Annotated in this window: 16 protein-coding genes and 2 tRNA genes; 1 reads left to right on the plus strand and 17 read right to left on the minus strand. The window is 65.5% G+C overall.

Features of this window, described 5'->3' with window-relative positions:
• Positions 1-31: 31 nt before the first annotated feature.
• Positions 32-1,222 carry a glycoside hydrolase family 18 protein gene (locus AC5P5M_RS01970; protein WP_180876056.1) on the minus strand — a complete coding sequence of 397 codons (1,191 nt, stop codon included), beginning with the start codon at positions 1,220-1,222 and terminating at the stop codon, positions 32-34.
• Positions 1,223-1,471: 249 nt separating this feature from the next.
• Between AC5P5M_RS01970 and AC5P5M_RS01975 the strand changes: the two genes are divergently transcribed.
• Entirely contained in the window at positions 1,472-2,530 is a 1,059-nt protein-coding gene (locus tag AC5P5M_RS01975) for a serine hydrolase domain-containing protein (protein ID WP_197571686.1), read from the plus strand.
• On the opposite strand, the gene AC5P5M_RS01980 is transcribed toward AC5P5M_RS01975, so the two are convergent.
• The 16 genes from AC5P5M_RS01980 to nuoI form a co-directional block, all read right to left on the minus strand.
• The gene (locus tag AC5P5M_RS01980; protein WP_197571685.1) at positions 2,499-4,061 is read right to left on the minus strand and encodes a winged helix-turn-helix domain-containing protein; all 1,563 of its coding nucleotides are present in this window, start codon (positions 4,059-4,061) and stop codon (positions 2,499-2,501) included. The two genes, AC5P5M_RS01975 and AC5P5M_RS01980, sit on opposite strands and share 32 nt — an antisense overlap.
• A 136-nt stretch (positions 4,062-4,197) precedes the next feature.
• Positions 4,198-6,306: a polyribonucleotide nucleotidyltransferase gene (gene pnp, locus AC5P5M_RS01985; protein WP_053518678.1), complete on the minus strand. Its 2,109-nt coding sequence runs from the start codon at positions 6,304-6,306 to the stop codon at positions 4,198-4,200.
• Between the two features lie 151 nt (positions 6,307-6,457).
• Complete coding sequence (rpsO, locus tag AC5P5M_RS01990) at positions 6,458-6,718, minus strand: 30S ribosomal protein S15 (protein WP_005417886.1); 261 nt, start codon at positions 6,716-6,718, stop codon at positions 6,458-6,460.
• A 172-nt stretch (positions 6,719-6,890) separates the two neighbouring features.
• Positions 6,891-7,799 carry a tRNA pseudouridine(55) synthase TruB gene (gene truB, locus AC5P5M_RS01995; protein ID WP_283219665.1) on the minus strand — a complete coding sequence of 303 codons (909 nt, stop codon included), beginning with the start codon at positions 7,797-7,799 and terminating at the stop codon, positions 6,891-6,893.
• 111 nt (positions 7,800-7,910) lie between these two features.
• Positions 7,911-8,294 carry a 30S ribosome-binding factor RbfA gene (gene rbfA, locus AC5P5M_RS02000; protein ID WP_053518676.1) on the minus strand — a complete coding sequence of 128 codons (384 nt, stop codon included), beginning with the start codon at positions 8,292-8,294 and terminating at the stop codon, positions 7,911-7,913.
• Positions 8,295-8,417: 123 nt separating this feature from the next.
• Positions 8,418-11,060: a translation initiation factor IF-2 gene (gene infB / locus AC5P5M_RS02005; RefSeq protein WP_053518674.1), complete on the minus strand. Its 2,643-nt coding sequence runs from the start codon at positions 11,058-11,060 to the stop codon at positions 8,418-8,420.
• Positions 11,061-11,152: 92 nt separating this feature from the next.
• Positions 11,153-12,664 (minus strand): transcription termination factor NusA, encoded by a 1,512-nt coding sequence (gene nusA, locus AC5P5M_RS02010; protein ID WP_053518673.1) that lies wholly within the window; start codon positions 12,662-12,664, stop codon positions 11,153-11,155.
• Between the two features lie 4 nt (positions 12,665-12,668).
• A complete protein-coding gene (rimP, locus tag AC5P5M_RS02015; RefSeq protein WP_053518672.1) occupies positions 12,669-13,259 on the minus strand; it encodes a ribosome maturation factor RimP in 591 nt (196 codons plus the stop codon).
• A 367-nt stretch (positions 13,260-13,626) separates the two neighbouring features.
• A tRNA-Met gene (locus AC5P5M_RS02020) sits at positions 13,627-13,703 on the minus strand.
• An 82-nt stretch (positions 13,704-13,785) separates the two neighbouring features.
• Positions 13,786-13,862: transfer RNA gene (locus AC5P5M_RS02025), tRNA-Met, on the minus strand.
• A 126-nt stretch (positions 13,863-13,988) separates the two neighbouring features.
• Positions 13,989-15,449, minus strand: a complete 1,461-nt coding sequence (gene nuoN / locus AC5P5M_RS02030; RefSeq protein WP_495205516.1) for an NADH-quinone oxidoreductase subunit NuoN — start codon at positions 15,447-15,449, stop codon at positions 13,989-13,991.
• 15 nt (positions 15,450-15,464) lie between these two features.
• The gene (locus tag AC5P5M_RS02035) at positions 15,465-16,973 is read right to left on the minus strand and encodes an NADH-quinone oxidoreductase subunit M (protein ID WP_053519919.1); all 1,509 of its coding nucleotides are present in this window, start codon (positions 16,971-16,973) and stop codon (positions 15,465-15,467) included.
• 23 nt (positions 16,974-16,996) lie between these two features.
• Positions 16,997-19,159 carry an NADH-quinone oxidoreductase subunit L gene (gene nuoL / locus AC5P5M_RS02040; RefSeq protein ID WP_495205517.1) on the minus strand — a complete coding sequence of 721 codons (2,163 nt, stop codon included), beginning with the start codon at positions 19,157-19,159 and terminating at the stop codon, positions 16,997-16,999.
• A 7-nt stretch (positions 19,160-19,166) separates the two neighbouring features.
• On the minus strand, positions 19,167-19,472 hold the full coding sequence (gene nuoK, locus AC5P5M_RS02045; protein ID WP_053519917.1) for an NADH-quinone oxidoreductase subunit NuoK: 306 nt from the start codon (positions 19,470-19,472) through the stop codon (positions 19,167-19,169).
• Complete coding sequence (locus AC5P5M_RS02050; RefSeq protein WP_053519916.1) at positions 19,469-20,128, minus strand: NADH-quinone oxidoreductase subunit J; 660 nt, start codon at positions 20,126-20,128, stop codon at positions 19,469-19,471. The genes nuoK and AC5P5M_RS02050 overlap by 4 nt, the downstream gene beginning before the upstream one ends.
• A 9-nt stretch (positions 20,129-20,137) precedes the next feature.
• A complete protein-coding gene (gene nuoI, locus AC5P5M_RS02055; RefSeq protein WP_053519915.1) occupies positions 20,138-20,626 on the minus strand; it encodes an NADH-quinone oxidoreductase subunit NuoI in 489 nt (162 codons plus the stop codon).
• Positions 20,627-20,629 lie beyond the last annotated feature (3 nt).

Consider the following 20,629-nt stretch of genomic DNA (forward strand, 5'->3'; position numbering starts at 1 on the left):
CGCCGGGCCATGCCGGCGGAGCGCGGCGCCTTCAATCGCCCACGCGGGCCTTGTGCCAGGGCGCCAGCATCGCGTTGAGCAGGCTGGCCTGTTCATCGTCGCCGGTCAGCTCCCACATGAAGACACCGGCCAGCCCCTGTTCGCGGGCGAACTGCGCCCGCAGGCCGATCGAACGCGGGTCTTCATAGCTGATGAAGACGTTCTCCCGCGGGTTGTACAACCACGGGCTCTGCGCCTGCGGGTGCCAGTGCCTGGTCCAGCCCGGCTGATCGAGGTAACGCGCCTTGATCACCCGCCAGTCGCCGGCATCGGCCGGCGCACTGTAAGCCTGGTACAGGCCGTCGGCAGTCTCCCCGGTCACCTTGAAGCCGCGCCCGTAGAACGGCACGCCCAGCACCAGTTTGTCCGCCGGCACGCCATGTTCGCGGTAGTACTGCACCGCACCGGCCACGTTGTTCCAGCGCCGCAGTTCCGGCGCCAGCGGGTCGGCCGGCACTTCATGCAATGGCGCGTTGAAGGTCGACACGGCCGAAAAACCGGTACCCATGTCGTAGCTCATCAGGTTGATGAAATCGAGTATCCGGGCCAGCGCCGGCAGGTCGTAGCTGGCGGCGGGATCATAGGGGCCATCGGTCTGCAGCCGGCCAGCGGCCAGCGCGGCGGTCAGCAGCATCGGCTGCCCTGCCCTGCGCCCGTACGTATCGAGCGCGGTACGGAACGCCTGCGCCAGGCGCGTCATGTTGGCCCGGTCCTGCGGACGATGCGCCAGTTCCCTCGGGCCGCCACTGACCGGGAACTCCCAGTCGATGTCCACGCCGTCGAAGCTGCCTGCGTGCCGTTCGAAGAACAGTGTCATGCAGGAGTCGACCAGGCGCCTGCGGCTGGCTTCGGTCAGCGCGGCATCGGAGAACCCACCGGCGCCCCAGCCGCCGATCGAGATCAGCGTGCGCAGATGCGGATGCGCTTTTTTCAGGTCAGCCAGCTCGGCAACGTTCTTCGATGCGTCCGCACCGATCACGCATCGGCCGTCTTCGATGGTGGAGAACGCGTAGAACAGATGCGTCAGGCGCTCGGCTGGAATGCTCGAAACCGGATAGCGCCCGGCCGAGCCACCGGGGTAGTAGGCGCCGAAGATCGGCGACTGCGCCGGCGCAGCGTGCACTGCGCCGGGCACGGCAGCGGTGACGAGTACGGCAAGGACGGCCAGGGTCTGGCGGAACATGGGATCTCCCGGTTCGAAGGCGCAGCCACGGTAGCAAACCGATCACGCCCCGGCGCGGCTTCATCGAATGTCGTCCACTGGACAGGCACGGACGCCCGCAGGATGACATCGGCATGTCCCTGACGCCCCACGGCAGGACAGCGCGCTGCCGTCGCCGGTACTGGCCCTTCAGAATTCTTCAGACACGCTTCCAGCACTTCAGCGAAGGACCGGGCTCAAATCCAGTCTCCTTTCCGATGGAGCCCGACCATGCGTCCGTTGATGCCCTTCCTCCTTCTGCTGCTGGCATTCATACCCCACACCACCGGCGCCGCAACGCCTGCCTCCGTCCGCCTGCCCGCCCTGGAGCAGGCCATCGCCCGCGATGACCTCAAGCAGATCCGCAGCGTGCTGCTGCAGGTCGACGGCAACGTCGTCTACGAGGGCTACTTCAACGGCGCGGACGCGGGCACCCTGCACGATGTGCGCTCGGCCAGCAAAAGCGTGACAGCACTGCTGATCGGCGCCGCCATCGGCGAGGGGGCGCTGCCGGGCGTGCAGGCCCGGGTCTACGACTACTTCCCCGGATTCACCGCGCGCCACGTCGTCGACCCGCGCCTGCGCGCCATCACCCTGCAGGATCTGCTGACCATGAGCAGCCTGTGGGAATGCGACGACGAGAACCCGTTCTCGAGCGGCCACGAAGAGCGCATGTACGTGAGCGAGCGTTGGCTGGACTTCGCCCTGTCCCTGCCGGTGAAGGGCTTCGCGCCCTGGATGCAGCGACCGGAGGACAGCCCTCATGGCCGTTCCTTCGCGTACTGTACGGCCGACTCGTTCGTGCTCGGCGCCGTGCTCGAGAGGGCCACCGGCATGCCACTGTCGGACTATGCCGCCCGGGCACTGGAGCGTCCGCTGGGCATCACCGAGAGCCACTGGAACCGTTCACCGGAGGGCATCGGAATGGGAGGCGGCGGCACGCGCTACCGCAGCCGCGACCTGGCGCGGCTGGGGCAGCTGGTGCTGGATCAGGGGCGCGGCAATGGCCGGCAACTGGTTCCCCGTGATTTCATCGCTGCAATGATCCAGCCACAGGCCCGCACTGGCGATGGCAGCGAGTACGGCTACCAATGGTGGGGCCTGCAGCTGACGGTGCAGGGCAGGCAGCGGACCGTGTGGGCGATGTCCGGCAACGGTGGCAATTATGTCTTCCTGATTCCTGACAGGAATGCCGTGGCCGTAGTCACCAGCCAAGCCTACAACCGCAGCTTCGCCCATCCGCAGTCGCGGCGGATTCTCACTGAGTTCCTGCTTCCCGCACTGCGCTGAGACCGGACAGATCGGAGGGTCGCCATGCGGCGGCGAGGACCTGCGCGCGCTGCCTGGCGACATCCGCATCGATACGCGCCAGCAGCGGCTCCCACTCCGGCGCGCTGCGCAGCGGAGCATACAGCGGCGTGGCACGCAGCCATGCCGCATCGCGGAAGCCATCGTCCACCGCTTGGTGCAGCGCGGCCACGGCGGCCTTCGCATCACCCACCGACTGCAACAGCAGAGCCCGCTCGAGCGCAGCATCGGCCCAACCATCACCACTCCCCGCCGGCAGGCGCTGCAATCGCGCACGTGCCCATGCCGGATCGATGGCCGTCGATCCGTACAGGCCCGCCAGCGTCTCTCCCAACGATTGCTGCGGCCGCAGCCGGTGCGCCGTCGCGAACGCCTCGGCCGCCGCCGCGGTGTCACCGGCCAGCAATGCCAGTTCTCCCTGTAGGCGCAGCAGCTGGGGGTGTGGTGTGCCACGCGTCAATGCGATGGCCAGCTCCTCCCGGGCGCGCCCGGCGGCCCCGGCAACGTACAGGCTGCGCGGCCACGCGATGTTGGCGAACACGTTGTCCGGGTAAAGCTGGAAGTTGCGCGCATGGCGCTGCGCTGCCGCCTGGGTGAAACCGAGCAGTTCCATTTCGCGCGCCACCTGCACATCACGGAAGCGGATGCGTTCGGGTGCCTTGAGCGCGAGGTTGGCGCGCAGCGCCAGCGACAGGTGGCCCTGCTCCTGCTGCAGGTAGGCCAGCGATGCGCGGGTGCGCTCGTCCGCAGGATCGAGCTGGATCGCGCGCGCGTAGTCGGCTACCGCATCGTCCATCCGCCCAAGGCAATCATGCGCATACCCGCGCAGGGCGTACGTGGCACCGTCATGCGGCGCTCGTGCACGTTCGGAGTCGGCCAGCGCCAGCGCTTCGCGCATCTGCTGCGGAGAACCGTTGAACAGGCATCCCTGCGCCGACAATGCACGTGCCAGCCCACGCCGGGCCGCGCTGGATTCTGGATCGACCTGGAGTGCCTGGCGGTAGAGGGCGATCGCGCGTTCGTTGTTGCTCGCCTGGCCGATACCGGCGTAATAGTCCGCGCGCTGCAGCAGGGACGTGGCTGCGGCGGGCGGAGCCTGGTCCGGCCACGCCAGCACCGCCACCGCCAACCCGCCCACCGCCACCAGCGCTGCAGCCCACCACCAGCGCCCTCGTGACGATCGGATCACTGGCGGCGGTGCCATCGGTATCGGTGCGGCGCACAGCTGATAGCCGCGCCCGCGCACCGAACGGATGTAGCGCGGCCGACGGCTGTCATCGCCGAGTGCCTGCCGCAGCAGTTTCACCCGCTGACTGACCGCATCCTCACCAACCACCGCAGGTGCCCAGACCTGGGCCGCCAACGTGTCGAAATCCACCACACGGGTGCCGTGTGCAAGCAGCACGTCGAACAGGGTCCAGCTCAGGCCACTGATGGGCAGGGCCTCACCGGCCCGGCTCACGCGCTGCGCCGGGCGGTCGATGTCCAGGTCGAGCAGGCGCAGGAGGTCCATGACAACAGCATAGCGGCAAGCCCGCTCAGGATGCCGGACAAAGAAAAAGCGGGCCGAAGCCCGCTTTCTCATTCCAGCGATGTCAGCGGCGGTGCTCAACCGGGGTTGACACCTGCCGTGATCGACCGTGGGTCGATCATTCGGCGCTGGCGCCCTCGCCTTCTTCCACGGCCTTCATCGACAGGCGGATACGGCCCTGCTTGTCGACTTCCAGCACCTTGACCTTGACCACATCGCCTTCCTTCAGCTTGTCGCCGACCTTCTCGACGCGCTCGCTGGAGATCTGCGAGACGTGGACCAGGCCGTCCTTGCCCGGCAGGATGGTGACGAACGCGCCGAAGTCCATGATCTTGGCGACCTTGCCTTCGTAGATGCGGCCCGGCTCGACGTCCGAGGTGATCTGCTCGATGCGGGCCTTGGCGGCCTGGGCAGCGATCGCGTTGACCGAGGCAATGACGATGGTGCCGTCATCCTGGATGTCGATCTGGGTGCCGGTTTCCTTGGTGATGGCCTGGATGGTCGAGCCACCCTTGCCGATCACTTCGCGGATCTTGTCCGGGTGGATCTTGATGGTCAGCAGGCGCGGCGCGTAGTCGGACAGTTCCGAACGCGGAGCGGTCAGGCCGTGGGCCATTTCGCCCAGGATGTGCAGACGGCCAGCCTTGGCCTGCTGCAGCGCCTGCTTCATGATCTCTTCGGTGATGCCTTCGATCTTGATGTCCATCTGCAGGGCGGAGATGCCCTCAGCGGTACCGGCCACCTTGAAGTCCATGTCGCCCAGGTGATCTTCGTCACCCAGGATGTCGGACAGGACGACGAAGCGGTCGCCTTCCTTGACCAGACCCATGGCGATACCCGCCACCGGGGCCTTCACCGGCACGCCGGCGTCCATCAGGGCCAGCGACGAACCGCAGACCGAGGCCATCGACGAGGAACCGTTCGACTCGGTGATTTCCGAGACGACGCGGATGGTGTACGGGAAGGCTTCCAGCGACGGCATGACAGCCAGCACGCCGCGCTTGGCCAGGCGACCGTGGCCGATCTCGCGGCGCTTCGGACCCATCATGCGGCCGCACTCACCCACCGAGAACGGAGGGAAGTTGTAGTGGAACAGGAAGTTTTCCTTGTACTCACCGGCAACGGCATCGATGACCTGACCGTCGCGGGCGGTGCCCAGGGTGATGGTCACGATGGCCTGGGTTTCGCCGCGGGTGAACAGCGAGGAGCCGTGGGTACGCGGCAGCACACCGGTCTTCACGGAGATCGGGCGGACGGTATCCAGCGCACGGCCGTCGATGCGGACCTTGGTGTCCAGCACCGAGTCGCGCATGGTGCGGTATTCCAGTTCGCCGAATTCCTTCGACAGCTCGGCCGGGTTCCAGCCTTCGGCAGCCACGCGGCCGGCCAGGGCTTCGACCACGTCCTTCTTGATCGCCGAGATGGCATCGCGACGCTGCAGCTTGTCACGCACCTGGAAGGCTTCGCCCAGGCGCGGGCCGATGGCTTCCTTCAGGGCGGCGATCAGCGCTTCGTTCTTGGCCGGGGCTTCCCAGGTCGACGGCTTGGTGCCGGCTTCGACGGTCAGCTCGTTGATCGCGTTGATGACCTTCTGCATTTCGCGGTGACCGAAGGTCACGGCGCCCAGCATCACTTCTTCCGACAGCAGCGCGGCTTCGGATTCGACCATCAGCACGGCGTTGGAGGTACCGGCAACGACCAGTTCCAGCTGCGAGTCAGCCAGTTCACTGACGGTCGGGTTCAGGATGTACTCGCCGTTCTTGTAACCGACCTTGGCAGCGCCGATCGGACCCATGAACGGGGTGCCGGCCAGAGCCAGGGCCGCCGAAGCACCGATCAGGGCCGGAATGTCACCGTCCACGTCCGGGTTCAGCGACATCACCGTGGCGATGATCTGCACTTCGTTCTTGTAATCTTCCGGGAACAGCGGACGGATCGGACGGTCGATCAGACGCGAGATCAGGGTTTCCTTCTCGGTCGCACGGCCTTCGCGCTTGAAGAAACCACCCGGAATACGGCCGCCGGCGTAGAACTTCTCCTGATAGTCGACGGTCAGCGGGAAGAAGTCCTGGCCTTCGCGCGCGCTCTTGGCGGCGACGGCGGTGACCAGCAGTACGGTGTCGTCCATCTTGACGATGACGGCGCCGCTGGCCTGACGGGCGACTTCGCCGGTCTCAAGCGTGACGGTGTGCTTGCCGTACTGGAAGGTTTTGGTGATTTTTGCCACGGAGGGTGTCCTTGGGGATGCTGTCTGCGAATTTGGACCGTCGGCGACCCTTGCCGCCAGCGGGTGACCGGATCGTTCCGGCCTGAATCGGGGATTGCGGTACTACAAAACAAAACCGCGGCGCATCGCTGCGCCGCGGGGGATTCGTTGCTTAGCGACGCAGGCCAAGCTTCTCGATCAGGGCCTTGTAACGCTCGACGTCCTTCTTCTTCAGGTAGTCGAGCAGGCTGCGACGGCGGTTGACCATCTGCAGCAGGCCGCGGCGGCTGTGGTGATCCTTCTTGTGGGTCTTGAAGTGGCCGGTCAGCAGTTCGATGCGGGCGGTCAGCAGGGCCACCTGGACTTCCGGGGAGCCGGTGTCGGCGGCGCTGCGCTTGTTGTCTTCAATGACCTTCTGGGTGTCGATCGACATGTCTTTTTCTCAGTGATGCGTGGCCGGCAGGAACGCGCTTCGCGCACCGCCAGGCTCGCCGTGGACTACGGGGATGAAACCTGCGCGGGGCAGGCTGCCAGAAAATGGCCGCGAAATTGTAACGGCCAGGGGCTCCGGGGACAAGGACCGGGGCTGAACCGCCCCGCCCTGCTCAGAGGTTGAAGCGGCGCTGCGGGGCCAGCAGGCCACTGTCATCGACCTGACCGAGGCCCTGGACAGCGGCGTCCGGACCGAACACCGCCACCAGACCGCGCGGCCAGCCGGCATCGCGCAACCGCTGCCCCATGCAGAACCGTTGCGTCTGGGCGGCGTCCAGCTCGACCCGCGGATACCCGGCCAGACCGTCGGCCAGCGGCAGCAGCAGCGCATCCATGGCCGCCAGGTCGCCCGTTTCGACCATGGCCCGCAGCTGGTCCAGGGTGACCATCGCCGGCTCGCGGAACGGCTCCACCCACAGCCGGCGCAGGGCGCTGATGTGCGCACCACAGCCTAGCGCCTCGCCGAGATCACGCGCCAGGCTGCGGATGTAGGTACCCGAGCCACAGGTGACGCGCAGGCGCAGCCGCTCGGGCTGCTGTTCCAGGACCTCGATGGCATGCACCTGGACCTGCCGCTCCGGCGCCTCGATGGCGTCGCCGCGGCGGGCCTTCACGTACAGCGGCTCGCCTCCCTGCTTCAGCGCTGAATAGATCGGGGCCCGCTGGCGGATGCTGCCGGTCAGCGGTGCCAGCGCGGCCTGCAGGACGTCAGCAGTGATCTGCGGCACCGGGCGCTGCAGCAGCACCTCGCCTTCGGCGTCATCGGTGTCGGTGGTCTGGCCGAGCACGATCTCGGCGTCATAGGCCTTGGCCGAGCCCAGCAGCAGGCCGGCGATCTTGGTCGCCTCGCCGAAGCATAACGGCAGCAGGCCGGTGGCCAGCGGGTCGAGACTGCCGGTATGCCCGCCCTTCTCGGCACGGAACAGGCGGCGCGCCACCTGCAGGGCAGCGTTGGAGCTCATGCCGGTCGACTTGTCGAGCAGCAGGATGCCGTCCAGGCGGCGGAACTGAATTCGGGTCATGACAGATACGGGTGTAGCGCCGGACCATGCCCGGCAAGCGCGCGGCGCGGCCTGCATCAGACATCGCGCAGCCGGAATGCAGCGACGCCGGGCATGCCCGGCGTCGCGCGGTTATTCTTCGTCGCTCTCGCGGCGCTTCTCGGCAGCCACGGTGTCGGGCAGATCGCGCAGGATGTTGTCGATGTGCTCGCCCCGATCAACCGAGTCGTCGTAATGGAAATGCAGCTCCGGCACGTGGCGCAGCTTCATCGCCCGGGCCAGGTCCATGCGCAGGCGATAGCCCAGTTCCTTCAGGCCGGCCACCGCTTCGGCCGAACGTTCCGGCATCAGCGCGGTGACGAAGACCTTGGCATGGGCCATGTCGCGGGTGATTTCCACGTCGGATACGCTCACCGAGGGCAACCCGTGCTCGCGCACGGCGTTGTGCACCAGGGTGCCGAGTTCACGGCGCAGCTGGGCGGAGACACGGTCGGTTCGATGGAAAGTCTTGGGCACGCGGTCGGGCTCTTGAATTGAATGTGACCCGACCAAGGTCGGGCCCTACCGGGAGAGACGGCCCGACCGGGGTCGGGCGCCACCTGGGGTGGACCCGCCCGCGAGGGCCGGTCCGTTGCAGCATTACAGGGTACGCGGCACTTCGATGCGCTCGAAGCACTCGATCTGGTCGCCCGGCTTGACGTCGTTGTAAGCCTTCACGCCGATACCGCATTCGGTGCCGTTGCGGACTTCCTCGACGTTTTCCTTGAAGCGACGCAGCGATTCCAGCTCGCCTTCGAACACCACCACGCTGTCGCGCAGGACGCGGATCGGCTTGCTGCGCTTGACCACGCCTTCGATGACCATGCAGCCGGCGACGGCGCCCAGCTTGGAGCTGCGGAAGACATCGCGGACCTCGGCGATACCGATGATCTCTTCGCGGATCTCCACGCCCAGCAGACCGGAGGCCACCTGCTTCACCTGATCGATCACGTCATAGATGATCGAGAAGTAACGCAGGTCCACGCCGTTGGATTCGATGATGCGACGGGCCGAAGCATCCGCACGCACGTTGAAGCCGATGACGGTGGCCTTGGAGGCGGCAGCCGAATTGGCGTCCGACTCGGTGATGCCGCCCACGCCGGAGTGGATCACGTTGATGCGGATGTCGTCGTTGGACAGCGCGACCAGGGCCTGGCTCAGCGCCTGCACCGAACCCTGCACGTCGGCCTTGATGACCAGGTTGAGGACCTGCTGGCCCTCACCCTTGCCCAGGGTCGCCATGATGTCTTCCATCCGGCTGCCCGCCGTGGCGACCAGGCGCGACTCGCGGCGCTTGGTCTCACGCTGCTGGGCAACGTCCTTGGCCAGACGCTCGTCCTCGACCACCACGAAGTCGTCACCGGCTTCCGGCACGCCGGACAGGCCCAGGACCTGCACCGGGATGGACGGGCCGGCGAACTCCGGCTGCTTGCCGGTTTCGTCGAACAGCGCTCGCACGCGGCCGTACTGGATGCCGCACACCAGGTAATCGCCCTTCTTCAGGCGGCCCTGCTGCACGAGCACGGTGGCGACCGGGCCGCGGCCCTTGTCCAGCGACGATTCAATCACCACGCCGGACGCGCGGCCTTCATCGACAGCCTTCAGTTCCAGCAGTTCGGCCTGGATCGAGATGGCGTCCAGCAGGTCGTCGATGCCCAGGCCGGTCTTGGCCGAGATCTCCACCATCTGGGTGTCGCCACCGAAGTCTTCGGCCACGACCTGCTCGGTCAGCAGTTCGTTCTTGACCCGCATCGGATCGGCGTCGGACTTGTCGATCTTGTTGATTGCCACGATCAGCGGCACGCCGGCGGAACGGGCATGCTGGATCGCTTCCTTGGTCTGCGGCATCACGCCGTCATCTGCAGCGACCACCAGCACCACGATATCGGTCAGCTTGGCACCGCGGGCACGCATCGAAGTGAAGGCTGCGTGGCCCGGGGTATCCAGGAAGCTGATCACGCCCTTCGGCGTATCCACGTGGTACGCACCGATGTGCTGGGTGATGCCGCCGGCTTCGCCGGTGGCGACCTTGGTGCGGCGGATGTAATCCAGCAGCGAGGTCTTGCCGTGGTCGACGTGGCCCATGATGGTGACCACCGGCGGGCGCTGCACGGCTTCGCCCTGGTTTTCACCGGTCGATGCCAGCAGTGCGTCTTCGGCGTCGTTGTCGTTGGCACGGATCGCCTTGTGGCCGAGTTCCTCGGTCACCAGCGCCGCCGTGTCGTGGTCGATGGACTGGGTGATGGTGGCCATCACGCCCATCTTGAACAGCGCCTTGACCACCTCGCCGCCCTTCAGCGCGAGCTTCTGCGCCAGGTCGGCCACGGTGATCGTGTCGCCGATCGCCACTTCACGCACGACCGGTGCGGTCGGACGTTCGAAGGCATGCGGACCGGCGTTGCTGCCACCGCGCGACATGTCGCGACGGCCGCCGGCCTGGTTCCGGCCGCCCGGACGACCACGGGTCGTGCTGTTGCTGTTGCCACGACGTGCACGGTCGGCGGCCGACAGGTGCATCTGGCCGGAGAAACGATCGCCCGGGCCACGCTCGTTGCGCGGCGCGCTGCGGTTGTTGCGGTCATCGCTGCGTGGCGGAGCGCCACGCGGGGCAGCCGGGGCTGCGGCCGGGGTACGCGGCGGACGCGGTGCGGTTTCGTCGATCGGAGCGCGCGTCTTCGGCTGGCTGGCGGCCAGCGCCTCGGCGGCCTTGGCGGCAACCGCTGCTTCCTCTGCAGCCTTCTTCTCGGCTTCGGCACGCTCCTTGGCGGCAATCTCTTCCTCGCGTGCACGGACGATGGCCTCGTCGCGCAGACGGTCCTTCTCGGCCAATGCCTGCTGTTCGGCGAGGTTGCGGGCGCGCGACTCTTCCAGCTTGCGCAGGATGTCGGCGCGCTCTTCGTCCGGAGTCATCGCACGACCACCATCGGACTTGACGTAGGTACGCTTCTGGCGCACCTCGACATTCACGGTCGTCTTGCTGCGACCGGAATTGACCGTCACTTCCTGCTGTTTACGGCGGTTGAGGGTGATCTTCTTTGCAGACTGATCGGTCTCTTCCGGCGCCTGCTCGGGCTTGCCGTGCGAACGACGAAGGAAGCCCAGGAGCTTCACCTTCTCGGTGCTGGTCACGACCTGGTCGGGACCGCTGAACTTCATGCCGGCACCGGCCAGCTGTTCAAGCAGTTTTTCGACCGGTGTGTTGACCAGTTCGGCAAGCTTGCGGATGGTGGTTTGCTGCGACATTCGGATCCTATGATCTTGTGGGCGCCCCCCCGCATCTGGAGGTGGCGCGGATTCTACGCCCTGAGCGGCTCAGGGCCCTGTTCATTGCCGGCTCATTCGCCGCGTTCCAGTCGGGCGATCTCCTCGGCACGCGCGGCCAGGATCAGCGCGGCGGCGCGCTCCTGGTCCAGCCCTTCGATGCCGAAGTCCACGACCTCGTCGGCGGCCAGGTCGGAGAGATCCTCGCTGGTGCGCACGCCGTGGCCGGCCAGCGCATACGCGGTGGCTTCGTCCATGCCCTTCAGGGACAGCAGGTCCTGCGCCGGCTGGCCGTCTTCAAGGCCTTCCTCGACTGCCAGGGCCTCATTGAGCAGCGCATCGCGGGCACGAGCGCGCAGCTCTTCGACGATATCCTCGTCGAAACCTTCCACGGCCAGCAGTTCGCCGACCGGGACATAAGCGATTTCCTCGACGGTGCCGAAGCCTTCGCTGACCAGGATGCCGGCGATCTCCTCGTCCACTTCCAGCTTGTCCATGAACAGCTGGCGGGCCGAAGCCTGCTCGGCCTCCGACTTGGCGGTGACCTGGTCCTGGGTCATCACGTTGAGCTGCCAGCCGGTCAGGCGGCTGGCCAGGCGCACGTTCTGGCCACCCTTGCCGATCGCCTGGGCCAGGCGGTCCTCGGCAACGGCCAGATCCATCGAGTGCTTGTCCTCATCGACGATGATCGACTGCACCTCGGCCGGCGCCATCGCATTGATGACGAAGTTGGCCGGGTTGTCGTTCCACAGCACGATATCCACGCGCTCGCCATTGAGCTCGTTGGACACCGCCTGCACGCGCGAACCGCGCATGCCGATGCAGGCACCGATCGGATCGGTGCGCTGGTCGTGGGCCAGCACGGCGATCTTGGCGCGGTCGCCCGGATCGCGGGCACAGGCCTTGATTTCCACCAGGCCCTGACCGACTTCCGGCACTTCCAGCTTGAACAGCTCGATCATGAACTCCGGCGCGGCGCGGCTGATGAACAGCTGCGGGCCACGCGGCTCCGAGCGCACTTCGGCCAGGTAGCCGCGGACGCGGTCACCGGCGCGCAGCACGTCGCGCGGAATGCCCTTGTCCTTCGGGATGAAGCCTTCGGCGTTGCCGCCGAGGTCGACGTAGATGTTGCCACGCTCGGCACGCTTGACCACACCGGTGATCAGCTCGCCGACGCGGTCCTTCCATGCATCCACGACCTGCTGGCGCTCGGCTTCGCGAACGCGCTGCACGATCACCTGCTTGGCGGCCTGGGCGGCGATGCGGCCGAAGTCCGGGTTCTCGATCTGCTCTTCGATGTAATCGCCGACGTCCACGCCCTCGGCTTCATCGATGGCGTCCATCAGGCGGATCTGGCGGTCGGGCGACTCCATGACCACGTCATCAGCCACCACTTCCCAGCGACGGAAGGTTTCGTAGCTGCCATCCTTGTGGTCGATGACCACGCGGGTCAGCACTTCCTCGTCGGGATAGCGCTTCTTCGCTGCCGAGGCCAGGGCGGCCTCGATGGCATCGAAGATCACTTCACGCGGCACGCCCTTCTCGTTGGCGACCGCGTCGACTACCAGCAACAGTTCCTTGCTCATTGGCTCACTCCGCGCGCGGCTTCTTTGCCGCCGGCTCGTTGGAAGAAGAATTCTTGTTCGGCTTCGGACGCTTCGGTGCCGGACCGGTCGGCTTGCTCGGGGCCAGCCCCAGCGCCACCCAGTCGGGCAGGATCCGTGCCTTGTCGATGTTGTCCGCCGACACGACCACTTCGGCCTTGTCGACGATGAAGGTGATGGTGCCCGCAGCCTCGTCGGTCGCTTCGATACGGCCCTGCAGGCGACGTCGGTTGTCCTGCGGCAGCTTCAGGGTGACCTTGGCCGACTCCCCCAGGTGGCGAGTGAACTGCTCCAGGTTGAACAGCGGACGATCGACGCCCGGCGAGGACACTTCCAGCGTGTAGTTGCCGCTGATCGGGTCTTCGACGTCCAGCTGCGCCGACACTTCGCGGCTGACCCGCTCGCAGTCGTCGACATTGATGATGCGCTCGGGCTGTTCAGCCAGCGGCACGTCGATGTAAAGGCGCAGGGTCGCACCGCCGGGGGCCGGCAGATACTCAACGCCCAGCAGCTCCAGGCCCAGCGACACAACGGTCGGGGCGAGCAGATTCGCGATGTCGGTTGCCTTGTCGCTCACAGCCTGCCTTGATCTCTTGGTTGGGTGCCGGCCATGGCCGGCATGAACATGACGCCCCGGAAACGACAAAGGGCCCGCAGGGCCCCTTTTTCCGGAAAGACTCCGGTGACTGGATTCCGGTTGCAGCACGCCGCGAAGGCATGTTGCGAGCCCTCCTTCCGGGTGAGGTCTCCCCAGGGGAGCGCCGCCTTCAGGGGTACTGCTTAGGCCGATGATGATAGCGGCTGCACCGCGCTGGTGCAAGGCAGGGACCCGGGTCAGATCCCTTTTCCACGGAAAAAGGGATCTGACCCCGAACACGTGGAAAGCACACAGACCTCAAAGAAAAACGCCTTCGAAGCAGGACTTCGAAGGCGATCTCTTTACTTGGTAGCGGGGGCAGGATTTGAACCTGCGACCTTCGGGTTATGAGCCCGACGAGCTGCCAGACTGCTCCACCCCGCATCAGAAGCGGAATCATGAGGCATAACTGCAATAAATGCAAGCTTTCCCTCATTCATCAAGCCGGATGGCGCCGGCCTGATGTTGGTAGCGGGGGCAGGATTTGAACCTGCGACCTTCGGGTTATGAGCCCGACGAGCTGCCAGACTGCTCCACCCCGCACCGGAAGTGTTTGAGCTGCTGCCCCACCCTGACGAGGGGGATGTCGCAACGATGTTCTGGCTGAACCGCTGCAGTGACAACTCAGGCTGCGCATATTACACGAATCGCGCAGCTTTGTGTCAACTTTTATGCAAGATGCGCAAAAGCCTGCTGGCACCAGACCATGATCGGGTTCCAGGCCAGGCCCAGGGCCAGCAGCGCCAGCGCGTTCACGCCCAGCACCAGGCCCAGCACGCGGTCGTTGCTGCGCGGAATGGCCTCGCCCACCGGCTCATCGAAGTACATGACCTTGATGACCCGCAGGTAGTAGAAGCAGCCGACCACTGCGCACAGCACGCCGAGGATCGCCAGCCACAGCAGGCCGCCGTTGACGGCCGCACCCAGCACCGCCAGCTTGGTCCAGAAGCCGAGGAACGGCGGAATGCCCGCCAGCGACGCCATGATGCACAGCACCAGGCCGGCCATCCACGGGTTGCGGGCGTTCAGGCCCTTGAAGTCCTCGATGTTCTCGGCCTCGAAGCCGGCACGCGACAGCGCGATGATCGCGCCGAAGGCAGCGGTGGACATGATGGCGTAGGCCAGCGCATAGAACAGCGCGGCAGCGTAGCCCTGCGAGCCACCACCGGCGATGCCCATCAGCAGGAAGCCGATGTGCGAGACGGTGGAGAACGCCAGCATGCGCTTGAGATTGCTCTGCGCAATCGCCATCAGGTTGCCGATCACCAGCGATACGGCGGCCAGGCCGGCGATCAGCAGCTGCAGCTCGGTCGACAGCGGACCCACGCCCATTTCCAGCAGGCGGTAGGCCATGCCGAACGCAGCCAGCTTCGGTGCCGAGCTGATGAACAGCGCGATCGGCGCCGGCGCACCCTGGTAGACGTCCGGCAGCCACATGTGGAACGGTGCCGCACCCAGCTTGAAGGCCACGCCCGCGATCATGAACACCGCGCCGGTGATCAGCAGCACGCGCTCTTCGGAATGCGGGATGGCATCGCGGATCACGTCCAGGTGCAGGCTGCCGGTGGCGCCGTAGATCAGCGACATGCCATACAGCAGCAGGCCGGAGGCAAGCGAACCGAGCACGATGTACTTCATCGCCGCTTCCGAGGCCAGGCCGCTGTCGCGGTTGCTGGCCACCAGCGCATACGTGCACAGCGCCAGCAGTTCCAGGCCCAGGTAGACCATCAGCAGGCTGCCGGCCGAGACCAGGATCATCATGCCGGCCGTGCCGAACAGGATCAGCACCGGGATCTCGCCCTGGAACAGGTTGCGGTCGCGCAGGTAGCGCCAGCCGTACACGAGGGTCAGGCCGCTGAGCAGCACGATCCCGGTCTTCATCACGTCCGCGGCGGTATCGCGCACGAACATGCCATGGAAGACCTCTCCCTGCCCGCCCGCGCCGGTCGCCAGCATGAACAGCACGACGGCCAGTGCAGCAACCGAGAACAGGTGGGTGACGATCTTGTTCCGCTCGCTGACGAACAGGTCGAGGATCATCAGGGCGAAGGCGCTGCCGATCAGCACCAGCTCGGGGGCGAGCGGAGGCAGGTCAGCAGCGGTCAATGGCAGCAGCGGCGAGGTGGTCATCATCAAATCCTGGAATTACAGCAGCTTGCTGGATGCGATCTGCATCGCCAGCTTCGCGATCGAGGGCTCCATCAGGTCGGTCAGCGGCTTGGGGTAGATGCCCAGGGCAAGCACGCCGATGGCGAACACGCCCAGCACCAGCCATTCGCGGCCGTTGATGTCCTTCAGTTCGGCGACATGGCTGTTGGCCACTTCGCCGAAGAAGATGCGCTTGTACAGCCACAGGGTATAGGCCGCACCGATGATCAGGGTGGTGGCCGCGCCCAGGGCGATCCACGGGTTACGCTGGAAGGCGGACAGGATGACCATGAACTCGCCGACGAAACCGCTGGTGCCCGGCAGGCCCGCATTGGCCATGAAGAACAGCATGGCGAAGGTGGCGAACCAGGGCATCACATTGACCACGCCGCCGTAATCGGCGATGCGGCGGCTGTGCATGCGGTCGTACAGCACGCCGACGCAGGAGAACATCGCACCCGACACGAAGCCGTGCGAGATCATCTGCACCATCGCGCCCTGCAGGCCCAGGCGGGCCGCATCGACGTTGCCGGCTTCTCGCACCAGCCACAGGGCAATGAAGGTACCCAGGGTGACGAAACCCATGTGCGCGATCGACGAGTACGCGATCAGCTTCTTCATGTCGTCCTGGACCAGGGCGACCAGGCCAACGTAGATCACCGCGATCAGCGACAGCGCGATCACCAGCCAGGCCCACTCCAGCGAAGCATCCGGCACGATCGGCAGGTTGAAGCGCAGGAAGCCGTAACCACCGATCTTCAGCGCGATGGCGGCCAGGATCACCGAACCGGCGGTCGGCGCTTCCACGTGCGCATCCGGCAGCCAGGTGTGCACCGGGAACATCGGCACCTTGACCGCGAAGGCGATCAGGAAGGCGAAGAAGATCCAGGTCTGCTCCTTGGCCGTCAGCGGCAGCGCGTACAGATCGGCCAGCTGGAAGCTGCCGCCCTTCATGTACAGGTAGATCAGCGCCACCAGCATCAGCACGGAGCCGAGGAAGGTGTAGAGGAAGAACTTCAGTGCGGCGTAGATGCGACGCGGGCCACCCCAGACACCGATGATGAGGAACATCGGGATCAGCATCGCTTCGAAGAACACGTAGAACAGCATCGCGTCCGTCGCAGCGAAGATGCCGACGGTGACGCCTTCCAGGATCAGGAAGGCCGCCACGTACTGGTTGACGCGCTTGTCGATCGCGCTCCAGGCACCGATCAGGGCAAGCACGCTGACCAGGGTGGTCAGCAGGATCAGCGCCACGGCGATGCCGTCCACGCCCAGGTTGTAGCCGATCTTGTACGCCGGGATCCACGCATGGGTCTCGACGAACTGCAGGCCATCGATGCCCGGGTTGTAGCCGCCCAGCAGCGAGAGGCTCGCCACGAAGGTCAGCACCGCCACGCCCAGCGACGCCCAGCGGGCGGTCTGAGCATCACGGATCGCAAGGATCAGGGCACCACCGATGATCGGCAGCCAGATGAGGACACTGAGTAGAGGCCAGTTCGACACGTCTTCTTATTCCGTACAGGTCATCAACGCAGGTAATGCATCAGCACGCCCAGCAGGGCAATCAGGCCGATGATCATCGCGAAGGCGTAGTGATAGAGGAAACCGGATTGGGTACGACGCAGCACGCCGGCTGCAACGTCCACAACACGTGCCGAGAGATTGACCACGCCGTCGACGATGTTGCTGTCGATCCAGCGCGAGACCCTGCCGAGCTTGACGCTGCCACCGGCAAAGCCATCGATCCACAGCTTGTCGAAGCCGTACTTGTTTTCCAGCACCGACACCAGCGGGGCGAAGGCCTTGCGTGCCTTGCCCGACAGGTCCGGCTTCCACAGGTAGAACAACGCGGCCAGCAGGAAGCCCGCCAGGGTCAGCCAGAAAGGCGGCAGCATCATGCCGTGCAGCGCGAACGCCACCGGGCCATGGAACTCCTCGCCGAGGAAGGCCACGGTGTTCTTGGCCGGATCGTAGAAGTCGACGATGCCGGTGAAGAACGTGGTCGCCTGGCCCTTGATCGCCTCATGGGCGTGGTGGCCGGCCCAGTCGGTGCCGTGCAGCATCGGACCGATGCTGAAGAAGCCGATGGCGATCGACGGGATGGCCAGCAGGATCAGCGGCAGGGTCACCACCCACGGGGTCTCGTGCGGCTCGTGCGCGCCGTGGCCATGACCGTGGTCGTCATGGTGGGCGTCGGCAGGGTGCGCATCGGCGGCATGGTGATCGTCATGGTCGTGGCCATGATCGTCATGCGCGTCACGGAAGCGCTCCTTGCCATGGAAGGTCATGAACAGCAGGCGGAAGCTGTAGAAGCTGGTCACCAGCACGCCGCCCAGCACCGCCCAGTAGCCATAGGTGGCCACCCAGCTGCCCTGGATATGGGCATGGATCTCGGCGGCCTCGATGATGGTGTCCTTCGAGTAGAAGCCGGAGAAGAACGGCGTACCGACCAGGGCCAGGGTGCCGATCCACATGGTGATGAAGGTGATCGGCATGTACCTGCGCAGGCCGCCCATCTTGCGCATGTCCTGCTCGTGGTGCATGGCGATGATGACCGAGCCGGCACCGAGGAACAGCAGCGCCTTGAAGAAGGCGTGGGTCATCAGGTGGAACACGGCGGCCGAGTAGGCCGAAACACCCAGCGCCACGGTCATGTAGCCCAGCTGCGACAGCGTCGAGTACGCGACCACGCGCTTGATGTCGTTCTGCACGATACCGATCAGGCCGGTGAAGAAGGCCGTGGTGGCACCGATGAACAGGATGAAGTCCAGCGCGGTCTGCGACAGCTCGAACAGCGGCGACATGCGGGTGACCATGAAGATACCGGCGGTCACCATGGTCGCGGCGTGGATCAGCGCCGAGATCGGCGTCGGGCCTTCCATCGAATCCGGCAGCCACACGTGCAGCGGGACCTGGGCCGACTTGCCCATGGCGCCGATGAACAGGCAGATGCAGATCAGGGTGGCGATCGACCAGATCACCGGCTCGTTCAGCAGCTGCATCCCGAACAGGGTGCCGTCCCAGATCTGCAGCTGGGCGCGCGGGTCGGCCAGCATGCTGGCCTGCGAGAACACCTCGGAGTAGTCCAGGGTGCCGAACACCCACAGCACGCCGGCGATACCCAGCAGGAAGCCGAAGTCACCGACGCGGTTGACCAGGAACGCCTTCATGTTGGCGAAGATCGCGGTCGGGCGCTTGAACCAGAAGCCGATCAGCAGGTATGACACCAGGCCCACCGCTTCCCAGCCGAAGAACAGCTGCAGGAAGTTGTTGCTCATCACCAGGGTGAGCATCGAGAAGGTGAACAGCGAGATGTAGCTGAAGAAGCGCTGGTAGCCCGGATCGTCCTGCATGTAGCCGATCGTGTAGATGTGGACCAGCAGCGACACGAAGGTCACCACCACCATCATCATCGCGGTCAGCTTGTCGACCATGAAACCGACGTGGGCCGAGTACTGGCCGACTTCAAAGAAGGTGTAGACGTTCTGGTTGAACGGCTGCGCCCCACCCCACAGCAGCTGGTAGAGCGTGTACATCGACAGGCCGCACGCAACCGCAACGCCGAGGATGGTGATGGTCTGCGCGCCGAAGCGCTTGACCTGGCGACCGAACAGGCCGGCGATGATGCTGCCGAACAGCGGTGCAAGCACCACTGCGATCAACAGACTCTTGGAGAGAGTGATTTCCATCTGTGGATCAGCCCTTCAGCGAATCGACTTCGCCGACATTGATCGTGCGGCGGGTACGGAACAGGGTCACCAGGATCGCCAGGCCGATGGCGGCCTCGGCAGCGGCGACGGTCAGGATGAAGAACACGAACAGCTGGCCGGATGGATCGCCCAGCTGGCGCGAGAATCCGACGAAGTTGATGTTCACCGACAGCAGCATCAACTCGATGGACATCAGCAGCACGATGATGTTCTTGCGGTTGAGGAAGATGCCGGCAAGGCTGATGCAGAACAGCACCGCGCCCAGCGCCAGGATATGGCCCAGAGTGATCATGCCTTGGTCTCCTCTTCGCCCGCCGCAGGCGTGCTGTTGCTGTGCACCACCGGCTGCTCGGCACTCATCTTGACCACGCGCAGGCGATCATGCGCCTTGACCATGGTCTGCTGCGTCGGGTTCTGGGTCTTCAGGCCTTCGCGGCGACGCAGGGTCAGCATCACCGCGGCCACCACGGCCACGGTCAGGATGACGGCGGCGAACTCGAACGGCAGCAGGTACTCGGTGAACAGGCTGCGGGCCAGCCAGGTGACGTTGGACGTGTCAGCGGCCAGAGCGGCCGCATTGTCGGCCGGGAACGGATTGACCGCCCTGCCCTTGACGCCGATCAGCATCAGCATCTGCACCAGCATCGCCACGGCCACGACCAGGCCGACCGGCAGGTAACGCACCCAGCCCTCACGCAGGTTCGACGGATCGATGTCGAGCATCATCACCACGAACAGGAACAGCACCATCACCGCGCCGACGTAGACCAGCACCAGCGCCACACCGAGGAACTCGGCGCCCACCAGCAGCCACACGCAGGCAACAGAGAAGAAGGTCAGCACCAGGCACAGAACGGCGTGCACGGGGTTGCGCACGCTGATCACCGCCGCGGCGGAGATGCCGGCCACGATGGCGAAGACCCAGAAAGCGATATTTACCCAATCCATCTCTCGACCTCAGCGGTAAGCGGCATCGGCGGCGCGACGCTCGGCGATCTCGGACTCGAGACGGTCGCCCAGGGCCAGCAGCTGCGGCTTGGTAACGATGTTTTCGCCACGATTCTCGAAGTGGTACTCGAGGATGTGGGTTTCGACGATCGAGTCCACCGGGCAGCTTTCCTCACAGAAGCCACAGAAGATGCACTTGAACAGGTCGATGTCGTAGCGGGTGGTGCGGCGGGTGCCGTCCTCGCGCTTGGCCGAATCGATGGTGATGGCCAGCGCCGGGCAGACCGCCTCGCACAGCTTGCAGGCGATGCAGCGCTCTTCACCGTTGGGATAGCGGCGCAGCGCATGCAGGCCACGGAAGCGCGGCGACTGCGGGAACTTCTCCATCGGGTACATCATCGTGTACTTCGGCCTGACGCTGTACTTCAGCGTCAGCCAAAGGCCGGCCAGCAGTTCGAGCAGCAGCAGGCTCTTGAAGTAATGGGTAATCCTGTTCATCAC

The organism is Stenotrophomonas sp. YJH_SMC_106-19, assembly GCF_059368375.1.

Excerpts from the sequence above, each read along its gene's own strand:
- truB (WP_283219665.1), bottom strand. The coding sequence starts at position 7,799 with ATGACCCGAATTCAGTTCCGCCGCCTGGACGGCATCCTGCTGCTCGAC.
- infB (WP_053518674.1), bottom strand. The coding sequence starts at position 11,060 with ATGTCGCAGCAAACCACCATCCGCAAGCTTGCCGAACTGGTCAACACA.
- AC5P5M_RS01980 (WP_197571685.1), bottom strand. The coding sequence starts at position 4,061 with ATGGACCTCCTGCGCCTGCTCGACCTGGACATCGACCGCCCGGCGCAG.
- rpsO (WP_005417886.1), bottom strand. The coding sequence starts at position 6,718 with ATGTCGATCGACACCCAGAAGGTCATTGAAGACAACAAGCGCAGCGCC.
- AC5P5M_RS01975 (WP_197571686.1), top strand. The coding sequence starts at position 1,472 with ATGCGTCCGTTGATGCCCTTCCTCCTTCTGCTGCTGGCATTCATACCC.
- AC5P5M_RS01970 (WP_180876056.1), bottom strand. The coding sequence starts at position 1,222 with ATGTTCCGCCAGACCCTGGCCGTCCTTGCCGTACTCGTCACCGCTGCC.
- nusA (WP_053518673.1), bottom strand. The coding sequence starts at position 12,664 with ATGAGCAAGGAACTGTTGCTGGTAGTCGACGCGGTCGCCAACGAGAAG.
- AC5P5M_RS02050 (WP_053519916.1), bottom strand. The coding sequence starts at position 20,128 with ATGGATTGGGTAAATATCGCTTTCTGGGTCTTCGCCATCGTGGCCGGC.
- nuoK (WP_053519917.1), bottom strand. The coding sequence starts at position 19,472 with ATGATCACTCTGGGCCATATCCTGGCGCTGGGCGCGGTGCTGTTCTGC.
- nuoN (WP_495205516.1), bottom strand. The coding sequence starts at position 15,449 with ATGACCACCTCGCCGCTGCTGCCATTGACCGCTGCTGACCTGCCTCCG.
- nuoL (WP_495205517.1), bottom strand. The coding sequence starts at position 19,159 with ATGGAAATCACTCTCTCCAAGAGTCTGTTGATCGCAGTGGTGCTTGCA.
- nuoI (WP_053519915.1), bottom strand. The coding sequence starts at position 20,626 with ATGAACAGGATTACCCATTACTTCAAGAGCCTGCTGCTGCTCGAACTG.